Origin of the sequence: Comamonas sp. B-9 (genome assembly GCF_000410635.1) — a bacterium.
Lineage (GTDB): Bacteria > Pseudomonadota > Gammaproteobacteria > Burkholderiales > Burkholderiaceae_C > Comamonas.
On record NZ_KE148540.1, the window covers coordinates 1 to 10,324 of the forward strand.

Consider the following 10,324-nt stretch of genomic DNA (forward strand, 5'->3'; position numbering starts at 1 on the left):
GCCTGGCGCCAGTTGCTGGTGCTGTGGCAGCAGGGCATGCGCGCGCCCTTGCCGGCCGCTGTGCGTACCTCCATCGCCAGCCTGGCGCCCACGGCATCGGCCGGCCAGCTCGCGGCGCTCTATGACGACAGCTACCGGGGCACCGGTGAGCTGCAGCGCTCGGCCGAACTGGCCCGGGTGTTTCCGGATTTTGACGCGCTGCTGGCCGCTGGTTTGCTGGATGTGGCCCAGCAGCTCTATGGCGACATGCTGGCCCAGGTGCAGCTGGTCAATGGCCAGCATCCGCAGGCGCTGGCGCGCTTTGCGGAGGGTGATGCGGGCGACGCGGGTGATGGGGAGGGGCCGCAATGAGCGCGATGCCAAGCGATACCACCTTGCCACTGGAGCCGCTGCGCTTTCCGCTCTGGGGCAGCCGCTTGATCGAGGCCAGCGCCGGCACCGGCAAGACCTATACGATCGCCGCGCTCTACCTGCGGCTGGTGCTGCAGCATGGCGGCGAGCAGGCCTTTGGCCGGCCGCTGGCGCCCCCCGATATCCTGGTGGTGACCTTTACCGATGCCGCCACGCAAGAGCTGCGCGACCGCATTCGCCAGCGCCTGTCCGAAGCCGCCCAGCTGTTTGCGCAGAAGCCGGAAGAGACCGGTAGCGAAGCGGCAGCAGACCCCTTGCTGCTGGCGCTGCGCGCCGACTACCCCGCCAGCCGCTGGCCCGCCTGCGCCCGTTTGCTGCACGAGGCCGCGAACTGGATGGACGAGGCGGCGGTGTCCACCATCCACAGCTGGTGCTACCGCATGCTGCGCGAGCATGCGTTTGACAGCGGCAGCCTGTTCCAGCAAAGCCTCATCACCGACCAGAGCGAGCTGCTGACCCAGGTGGTGCAGGACTACTGGCGCCGCCAGTTTTATGACCTGCCCGCCACCTCGCTGCGCAGCCTGCTGCAGGTTGTTGCCACGCCGCAGGCCTTGCAAGAGGCCATCCAGCCCATGCTCAGTCGCCAGGATGCCGACTGGCGCTACGACGGCGCGGCGCTGGCGCCTGCCGACCAGGTCGATCTGGCCGCATTGCTGGCCCAGGCCAGCGAGGCAGCCGCACGCCACACCGCGCTGGAGAACAGCGCACGCCTGCTGTGGCAGCAGCACCGGGCCGAGCTGGAGCAGCTGCTGATTGCGCTCGTGCCGGGTCTCAACGGCGTCACCTATCCGAAGAAGGACGAACCGGGCGTGTTCGAGGCCTGGCTCGCCGCCATGGCGGCCTGGAGCGATGGCGAGCCGGCGCCCGCCAAGATTCGGGCCTTTGGCCAATCGGGTATCAAGGCCAAAAAGGGCGTGACCGTGCCCGCGCATGCGGCCTTTGCCGCCATCGATGCCTGGCTGGAGGCCGTAGCGCAAGACGCAGAGTTGGCCACGCCACTCCAACCGCTGCTGCTGCGCCATGCGATTGCCCATGTGCAGCGCGCACTGGAGGCAGAAAAGCAGCGCCGCGCCGAGCTGGGCTTTGACGACCTGCTGCAGCGCCTCGATAGCGCCTTGCATGCGCCCGGCGGTGAGGCACTGGCGCAGCGCATCCGCAGCCAGTTTCCGGTGGCGATGATCGACGAGTTCCAGGATACGGACCCGCTGCAGTACCGCATTTTTGAGCGCATCTACCGCATTGAATGCAACGACCCGGCGCAGGGCCTGTTCATGATTGGCGACCCCAAGCAGGCCATTTACGCGTTTCGCGGTGCAGATATCTACACCTATCTGCGGGCCCGTGCTGCCACCGAGGGGCGCCATTACTCGCTGGGCACCAACTACCGCTCCACCCAGGCGGTGGTGCAGGCCATCAACCACTGCTTTGTGCATGCCGAGAGCCATCCCAGCGCGGCCTTCCGCTTTCGCCAGGATGCGCAGCACAATCCTGTGCCCTTTGTGGCCGTTGATGCCAACGGGCGCCGCGACGCACTCTTTTTGCAGGGCCAGGCCACGCCGGCGATGACCTTGTGGACCCTGGATGCCGGCACGCCGACGCAGGCCGATGGCGCCGACGAGCAGGGCGATGCTGCGGCATCCGGCAAGAGCGCGCGTACCGGCGTGGCCGAGTCGGCCTACCGCCAGCGCATGGCGCAGGCGGCGGCCAGCCAGATCACGGCCTGGCTCAATGCCGCCCGGGCGGGCCAAGCCGGTTTTGGCCCATCGGCGGATGCCTTGGGCCGGCCGTTGCGCCCGGCCGATATCGCCATCCTGGTGCGGGGCCGGGCCGAGGCCGAGCTGGTGCGCAATGCGCTCAAGGAGCGGGGTCTGGCCAGCGTCTACCTGTCGGACCGCGATTCGGTGTTCCAGACTGCCGAGGCGGCCGACATGCTGCGCTGGCTGCGCGCCGTCAATGCGCCCGGCCATGACGGACTGCTGCGCGTGGCGCTGGCCACTGCATCGATGGATTGGTCCTGGCAGGACCTGGAGCGGCTCAACCACGATGAGCAGCATTGGGAGCAGCTGGCGCTGCGCAGCCGCGTGTTGCAGCAGCTGTGGCAGAAAAAGGGCGTGCTGCCGATGCTGCGCCAGTGGCTGCTCGATTTTGACCTGCCCGCGCGCTGGCTGGCCCAGCCGGGCGGCGAGCGGCGCCTGACCAATGTGCTGCACCTGGCCGAATGGCTGCAGCGCGCATCGACCGAGGTGGAGGGCGCGCAGGCGCTGATCCGACGCCTGGCCGAGCAGATGGACAGCCCCGAGGGCGAAGAAGAGATTCTGCGCCTGGAGAGCGATGCCGATCTGATCAAGGTGGTCACCATCCACAAGTCCAAGGGGCTGGAGTACCCGCTGGTGCTGCTGCCCTTCATCAGCAGCTGGCGCGATTTTGACGGCAAGAGCCGGGGCTATGCGCAGTACCACGATGCCGCATCGGGCGAGTTGGTGGTGGAGCTGAACAACAAGCGCCAGGACGCCGTCAGCGCCCATAACGACGAGCGCCTGAGCGAAGACATGCGCCTGCTCTATGTGGCGCTGACGCGCGCTCAGTACGCGCTGTGGCTGGGCGTGGCACCACTGGCCAAGGGCATGAGCCGCGCGGGCAGCCTGGAGAAAAGCGCCGTCGGCTACCTGCTGGCCGGCGGGCAAAAATTGCCTGACCTAGAACTGCATGCCTATCTGCAGGACTTTGCCAGCAACTGTCCGCAGATGGCCGTGCAGCCTGTGCCCGAAGTCAGCCCGCAGCGCTACCAGCCCGAACGCCCACCCGCTGCCTTTGCGGCGCGCCAGCCGCGCCGGCAGGCCGATGAGCACTGGTGGATCGCCAGCTTCTCGGCGCTGACCGAGCGGCTGGGCTATGCCGTGCCTGCGCAGAGCCTCTGGATCGAAGACGCGCTGACAGCCGCCGAGCCCGAAACCGCGCAGCAGGACCAGTACCTGGAGCCGCAAGAGCCCGCACCCGATACAGCCGCACCGGGCCAGCCGGAGCCCGGCAGCCTGCATGCCTTCCCCAAGGGGCCTGACGCTGGCAACTTTCTGCACGGCCTGCTGGAATGGTGCGCGCAAGAGGGTTTTGCCACAGTGCTCAGCAGGCCTGCGGCATTGGATGGCATCATCGCCTACCGCTGCCAGGTGCGCGGCTGGGCCGATTGGGCCGAGCCGCTGCAAGGCTTTGTGCGGCAATGGCTGCAAACGCCGCTGCGGCTGCAGGGTGCGCCCACCGACAGCCAGGCCGACACGCCGGTCGACAGCCCGGTCGCACTGCAGTCGCTGGGCGACTACCAGGTCGAGATGGAGTTCTGGCTGTCGATCCACCGGGCCTCGACCGGCCAGCTCGATGCGCTGGTGCAGCAGCATGTGCTGCCCGGCCAGCCCCGGCCCGCGCTGCTGGCCAACCAGCTGCACGGCATGCTCAAGGGCTATATGGACCTGGTGTTCGAGCAGGGCGGCCGCTACTATGTGATGGACTACAAATCCAACTGGCTGGGCGCGGACAGTGCGGCCTACACGGCAGAAGCCATGGCCGCTGCCGTGCTGCAGCACCGCTATGACCTGCAGTATGTTCTGTACACCTATGCGCTGCACCGCCTGCTGCAGCAGCGCCTGCCCGGTTATGACTACGAGCGCGATGTGGGCGGTGTGCGGTATTGGTTTTTGCGGGGCGTCGGTGCGGACCACCAGGGCCTCTACCATGACAAGCCCCCGCGTGCACTGATGGATGCGCTCGATGCGCTGTTTGCGCAATGATGATGAATGCAATGACGAGACAACCCCAGGACGGCCTGCCAGAGAACGGCCAGGCTCAAGATGGCCTGCCCACCCAGCGATCGGCTGCCCGCACGCTGGCCATGCCCAACGGCGCCACCGCCAGCCTGCTGCACACGGTAGAGCGCTGGACCGCCCATGGCTGGCTGCGCAGCCTGGACCAGGCGCTGGTGCTTTTTCTGCACGAACTCGATCCCGCCGCATCACCGCTGGTGCTGCTGGCCGCCGCACTGGCCAGCCACCAACTGGGCCGGGGCCATGTCTGTCTGGATCTGCAGGCCACCCTGGACAACAGCCGTTTTGCGCTGTCGCTGCCACCCGATACCGTGGCGCAGGGAAGTGGCGCCACCGAGCCCACGCCCTTGCCGCTGCCCAGCGAGCTGCTGGCCCAGGTCAACCTGCTGCAGTGGCAATCGGCCTTGCAGGCGAGCGCGCTGGTGGCCGCGCCCGGCAAGCCCAGCCAGGGCGGCACGCCGCTGGTGCTGCAAGGCGATCGCCTCTATCTGCGCCGCTACTGGCAGTACGAGCAGGATGTGGCGCAAGCGATTGGCCAGCGCATCACTGCCAGCCAGCATCTGCGCCAGGGCCGCAGCGCCGCGCAAGATGCAATGCTGCGCCAGGCGCTGGACCAGCTGTTTCCACCAGCGGGTGACCAGATTGCCGATTCGCCCGACTGGCAGAAAATGGCCTGCGCCTTGGCGGCCTCCAGCGCCTTTTCCATCATTACCGGCGGCCCCGGCACCGGCAAGACCACCACCGTGGTCAAGCTGCTGGCGCTGCTGCAGAGCATGGCGCTGCAGCAGAACGGCCGGCCGCTGCGCATCTGCCTGGCTGCGCCCACCGGCAAGGCGGCAGCGCGCCTGTCCGAATCGATCGTGCAGGCCTTGCAGCGCCTGGCGGATGCGCAGCTGCCAGCGGTGCCGCCCGCGCCGGGCAATGGCGAGGCGCGTAGCTTGAAACCGCTGATCCCGTCCGACGCCCAAACCCTGCACCGGCTGCTGGGCAGCCGGCCCGACAGCCGGCATTTTCGCCATGATGCCCAGCACCCGCTGGCGCTCGATGTGCTGGTGGTCGATGAGGCCTCGATGGTCGATCTGGAGATGATGGCGGCCTTGCTGTCGGCCTTGCCTGCGCAGGCCAGGCTGGTGCTGCTGGGCGACAAGGACCAGCTCGCATCGGTGGAAGCCGGCGCGGTGCTGGGAGAGCTGTGCGCACAGTCCGAGCGCGGCCTGTACTGGCATGAAACGGCGCAGTGGCTGCAGCAGGTGACCGGCCAACAGATGCCTGCCGAGCTGCAGGACATCGCAGGCAAGCCGCTGGACCAGGCGGTGGCCATGCTGCGGGTCAGCCACCGCTTCCATGCCGACAGCGGTATCGGCCAGCTGGCCAGTGTTGTCAATGCCGGGCGGCGCAAGGCGATCAAGCCGCTGCTGAAGGCAGGCTACCCCGATCTGGCCGCCTATGCGGTGCCGGATCTGACGCATTCGTCGCTGGCCCAGCTGGTGCTGGATGGCGGCGGCAAGCGCTTTGTCGACAGTGCCGCCAAGCGCGACGCGGGGCCGGTGGGCTATGGCCACTACCTGCAGGTGCTGCGCGAGATGCCGGCCAACCCCAGCCCCGAGGCCTTGAACCAATGGGCGCTGCGCCTGTTGAAAGCGCATGGCGAGTTCCAGGTGCTGTGCGCGCTGCGCAGCGGCCCCTGGGGCGTCGAAGGGCTCAATGAGCGCATTGCCCAGCTGCTGGCCCACCGCGAGCTGATTGCGCAAAGCAGCGGCTGGTATGCGGGCCGCCCGGTGCTGGTGACCCGCAATGACTACAGCCTCAAGCTGATGAATGGCGATATCGGCATCACGGTGCAGATGCCGGCGGGCCAGGCGCTTGACGCTGGCGGGGCCAGTGGCGCCGCTCTAGCGCAGGGCGCGCTGCGCGTGGTGTTTGCCACCAGCGAGGGCCTGCGCTGGGTGCTGCCCAGCCGGCTGCAGGCGGTCGAGACGGTGTATGCAATGACCATCCACAAATCGCAGGGCTCGGAGTTCAGCCATGCGGCCGTCGTATTGCCGCCCAGCCTGTCACCGATCATGACCCGCGAGCTGGTCTACACCGGCCTGACGCGGGCCAAGCGCTGGCTCACGGTCGTGGCCGGCGGCAGCAGCAATTTCGCGGTGCTGGAAGAGGCGACAGAGCGCCAGGTCAGGCGCTCGAGCGGATTGCGACAAGGCGAGTTGTAGCCCGTTGGTGCCAGAGCTTGGGGGGTGTTGTCGAGGTCGCAGGCCGGTGCAGCAGGGCAGGGCCGTTTTGAGCAAGGATCGTCGCAGCGGTTGCAGTGGGGAGTGCCCATCGGCTGCGCGGGTTTCATCGAAAAAATGCGTGGCTGTGCGAAAAGATCGTTGGCTGGCCAAAACGACCCTGGAGCTGAACGGGCCCCAAGAGTCGCCCCACGATGAAACAATCACAGTTGCGAGGGCGCTGGGCATGTGTACATGCGCAAGGCCCCTGACAGCGGCGATGGACGAATAATAGCATTGAATGAGAATAATTATCAGTACTGATATTGATAAACCCTGCTGACTTGCTTCATTTGTGTAAGTTTTTGTTTTTGGTTGATTTTTCTTGACCTTTCCCCTGGAAATGGGGATGCACCGTTTAGGAAAATTTGGTAACTTCGCAGTATCGATAAAAAATATTGCGGGAGTTCCAACCATGTCCGGTTCCAGTTACAGCTTCAAATCCACAGCGCTTGCGATGCTGGCGCTCACGGCCTCGGCCTGGGCGCAGGCTGCCTGCTACACGGTCTATGACAGCAAGAACGAGGTGGTGTATCGCAGTGCAGAGCCCCCAGTGGACATGTCCAAGCCGCTGCACCAGACGGCAAGCGAGCTGCCCAGCGGCAGCCGTGTTGTCTTCACGCCCAACAATGCCGTATGCGTCACCGAGGTGCATGCACTGCCCGGCGGCAAAAAGCTGACGTCCAGCAGCGCCAACATGGTCACCGACCAGTTGAGCCTGGGCAGCATGATCACAGCGCAGTAAGCGCATCACAAAACACGAAGGGCAGCGTGGCTGCCCTTCGTGTTTTTCAAGCAGGCATGTACCATGCTGGCCTGCATAGCGCTGTTAGCCCCAGAAGGCGTCTTCGGCGTCCTGGTCCTCGGAGAACAGCCAGACCTCCCGGATGAGTCCGTTCTCAACCCGCAGCACATCAATGCCCGACATGGCGATGGCTGCACCTGGCTTTTCAGCGCAGAAGTGCAAGGAGGTGCTGACCAGATCGCCCTGGGCCATCAGCGGGCCGACCTTGTCGATGCGAAAGCTCCCTTGGCTGCGCTGCATGAACTGGCCCAGCAACGCGAAGACCGCAGCCTTGCCTCGGTGCAACCCGGAGAGGGCGCCCTTGCCGGGCTGGTGCCATTCAATATCGGCACTGAAAGCGGCGCCAACGCCGCCGAGATCGCCTCGTGCGACTGCCTCAAAGTAGCGGCGTACGACATCCATGTTCTGTGCTGTGTTCATAGTCATTCCTCGTTGAATAAACGCAAGCTGCATTGGGCAGATGCATGAAAAATGATGAGCTTAAAGGTGGCGATAAATAGTTGCAATAAGACACTGAAAAGTGACATAGGAACCAAAAAGTGACCATCGACCCCTGCCGCCCCGCCTGGAACCCCTATCTCGCCACCTGCCCCACCAGACAGGTGCTGGATTGCGTAGCCGACAAATGGACGGTGCTGGTGCTGGGCCTGCTGCGCGCAGGGCCGTGGCGGTTTGGGCAGTTGCGCAAGGGCATTGAGGGCCTGTCTCAAAAGATGCTTACGCAAACGCTGCGGGCGTTGGAGCGTGATGGCATTGTCCGGCGCGAAGTCTTTGCCTGTTCGCCGCCCAAAGTGGAATACAGCCTGACCCCGCTGGGCCAGTCGCTGGCTCCCGCGCTGGATGCGCTGCGCCTGTGGGCCGAGCGGCACATGGATGAGGTGATGCGCCACCGGGACCTGTATGACGAGGCGGCGGCACAGCAAGGCCCGGCATTGCCAAAGCTGATCTGGGCGCCACCGTGATTTTTTGCGCTCCCGCACGCCAAATTGCCAGAGGTTGGCCGCAGGCCATTGCCCAGCCTGCGAAAATACCGGGATGAGCCAAGCGCAGACCCCACAGAATATTCCCGAATCCCCCGATGCCGCCGAAGCGGCGCAGTTCCCCGCAGATGCTTTGAAGATCGTGTCCATGGACATGGACGCCCAGGGCGTGGCGCGCCGTGCCGATGGCAAGGTCGTCTTTGTCGATGGCGCGCTGCCGACAGAATGGGTGAGTGCCAAGACCCGGCGCAAGAAAAACAACTGGGAGCAGGCCGATCTGCTGCAGATCCACCGCGAATCGTCGCAGCGCGTGCGGCCCGGCTGCCCCAACTTTGGCCTGCATGCCGGCGCCTGCGGCGGCTGCAAGATGCAGCATCTGCATGTGGGCGCGCAAATCGCCACCAAGCAGCGCGTGCTCGAAGACAATCTCTGGCACCTGGGCAAGGTGGTGGCCGAGACGGTGATGCGCCCCATTGAAGGCCCCAGCTGGGGTTACCGCTTTCGCTCGCGCCTGTCGGTGCGCTATGTGGCCAAGAAGGGCAAGGTGCTGGTGGGCTTCCATGAGCGCAAGAGCCGCTACATCGCCGACATGGAAACCTGCAAGATCTTGCCGCCCCATGTCGACGCCTTGCTGATGCCGATGCGCGCGCTGATCGGCAGCCTCGATGCCCGCGAGACCTGCCCGCAGATCGAGGTGGCCTGCGGCGACCAGGTCACTGCCTTGGTGCTGCGCCACCTGGAGCCTTTGAGCGACGCCGATCTGCAGCGCCTGCGCGATTTCGCCGCAGCCCACAAGGTGCAATGGTGGCTGCAGCCCAAGGGGCCGGACACCGTGCACCTGATGGATGGCGTGGGCGAGCAGCTTTCCTATGCGCTGCCCGATTTCGGCATCACGATGCCGTTCAAGCCCACCGACTTCACCCAGGTCAACCCGCACATCAACCAGGTGCTGGTGACGCGCTCGCTGCGCTTGCTGGATGCCAAGAAGACCGAGCGGGTGATCGACTGGTTCTGCGGCCTGGGCAACTTCACCTTGCCGATCGGCACGATGGCCGGCGAGGTGCTGGGCATCGAGGGCTCGGAGACCCTGGTGCAGCGCTCGCACGAGAACTATGCCGCCAACAATGCGACGCGCCCCGCAGGCAGCGCGCTGGCGCCCACGCGCTTTGTGGCCCGCAATCTGTTCGAGATGACGCCCGAGATGCTGATCGCCGACGGCCAGGCAGACAAGTGGCTGGTCGATCCACCACGTGAAGGTGCGTTTGCGCTGTCCAAGGCGCTGGCCGACATCCACAAGGCGCGCCACCAGGTGCCCGATACCGCGCCGCTGCCTGACAGCGCCAAGGACTGGACACCGCCCAAGCGCATCGTCTATGTGAGCTGCAACCCCGCGACCCTGGCGCGCGATGCCGGACTGCTGGTGCACCAGGCCGGCTACCGCTGTGTGGCCGCGGGCGTGGTCAATATGTTCCCGCATACCGCCCACGTCGAGAGCATGGCCGTGTTTGAATGGGATGGCCATGCACCGTCGGTCAAGACCGAGGGGGATGCGGCCGACGTGGACACTGCAGACGCTGCCGAGCCGAGCGCGGCAGCAGAAAACGCAGCAGCCTGAGGCTGACGGGGGATTACCCCCGTTTTAGGCACAAATGCTGTGATGCATGTGATTGATTAGCGTGCTGGAATGCCGTTAAGCTGGCAGGCTGAACAACCGGGTATCCCGAATCTTTTTCAAGGAGTCACCATGAAAACCAAAGCAGTGCTGGAGTTGGCCGACGTCAAGGCGGTGTTGAATGCGGCCGAGGCCGAAGCGGTCAAGAACCAATGGATCGTCAGCATTGCGGTGGTGGACGACGGCGGCAACCTGCTGGGCATGATCCGCCGCGACGGCGCAGCCCCCGTGTCGGCCCACATCTGCGTGGCCAAGGCCCGCACCTCGGCACTGGGCCGCCGCGAGAGCAAGGGTTTTGAGGACATGATCAATGGTGGCCGCACCGCCTTCCTGAGCGCTCCGCTGATCGACGGCATGCTCGAAGGCGGCGT

The 10,324-nt window shown here is 65.6% G+C and carries 8 protein-coding genes; 7 read left to right on the plus strand and 1 reads right to left on the minus strand.

Annotated elements, in window-relative coordinates:
• The 4 genes from H928_RS32215 to H928_RS26780 all read left to right on the plus strand — a co-directional run.
• On the plus strand, nt 1-351 hold a 351-nt coding region (locus tag H928_RS32215), incomplete at its 5' end, for a hypothetical protein (RefSeq protein WP_043339303.1).
• Between the two features lie 5 nt (nt 352-356).
• Complete coding sequence (gene recB, locus H928_RS0108095; protein ID WP_027010692.1) at nt 357-4,193, plus strand: exodeoxyribonuclease V subunit beta; 3,837 nt, start codon at nt 357-359, stop codon at nt 4,191-4,193.
• Between the two features lie 11 nt (nt 4,194-4,204).
• The gene (gene recD, locus H928_RS0108100) at nt 4,205-6,439 is read left to right on the plus strand and encodes an exodeoxyribonuclease V subunit alpha (protein WP_239644913.1); all 2,235 of its coding nucleotides are present in this window, start codon (nt 4,205-4,207) and stop codon (nt 6,437-6,439) included.
• A 472-nt stretch (nt 6,440-6,911) separates the two neighbouring features.
• Nucleotides 6,912-7,241: a hypothetical protein gene (locus H928_RS26780; RefSeq protein ID WP_021026027.1), complete on the plus strand. Its 330-nt coding sequence runs from the start codon at nt 6,912-6,914 to the stop codon at nt 7,239-7,241.
• Between the two features lie 84 nt (nt 7,242-7,325).
• Here H928_RS26780 and H928_RS0108110 read toward each other — a convergent pair whose 3' ends face one another.
• Nucleotides 7,326-7,721: a nuclear transport factor 2 family protein gene (locus tag H928_RS0108110; RefSeq protein WP_021026028.1), complete on the minus strand. Its 396-nt coding sequence runs from the start codon at nt 7,719-7,721 to the stop codon at nt 7,326-7,328.
• A gap of 119 nt (nt 7,722-7,840) precedes the next feature.
• Between H928_RS0108110 and H928_RS26785 the strand changes: the two genes are divergently transcribed.
• The 3 genes from H928_RS26785 to H928_RS26795 all read left to right on the plus strand — a co-directional run.
• Nucleotides 7,841-8,263, plus strand: a complete 423-nt coding sequence (locus H928_RS26785; protein ID WP_021026029.1) for a helix-turn-helix domain-containing protein — start codon at nt 7,841-7,843, stop codon at nt 8,261-8,263.
• A gap of 73 nt (nt 8,264-8,336) precedes the next feature.
• A complete protein-coding gene (rlmD, locus tag H928_RS26790; RefSeq protein WP_021026030.1) occupies nt 8,337-9,896 on the plus strand; it encodes a 23S rRNA (uracil(1939)-C(5))-methyltransferase RlmD in 1,560 nt (519 codons plus the stop codon).
• Between the two features lie 129 nt (nt 9,897-10,025).
• On the plus strand, nt 10,026-10,324 hold a 299-nt coding region (locus H928_RS26795), incomplete at its 3' end, for a heme-binding protein (RefSeq protein ID WP_239644914.1).

Coding starts and splice junctions, on each gene's coding strand:
- rlmD (WP_021026030.1), top strand. CDS start 8,337: ATGAGCCAAGCGCAGACCCCACAGAATATTCCCGAATCCCCCGATGCC.
- H928_RS26780 (WP_021026027.1), top strand. CDS start 6,912: ATGTCCGGTTCCAGTTACAGCTTCAAATCCACAGCGCTTGCGATGCTG.
- recB (WP_027010692.1), top strand. CDS start 357: ATGCCAAGCGATACCACCTTGCCACTGGAGCCGCTGCGCTTTCCGCTC.
- recD (WP_239644913.1), top strand. CDS start 4,205: ATGACGAGACAACCCCAGGACGGCCTGCCAGAGAACGGCCAGGCTCAA.
- H928_RS0108110 (WP_021026028.1), bottom strand. CDS start 7,721: ATGAACACAGCACAGAACATGGATGTCGTACGCCGCTACTTTGAGGCA.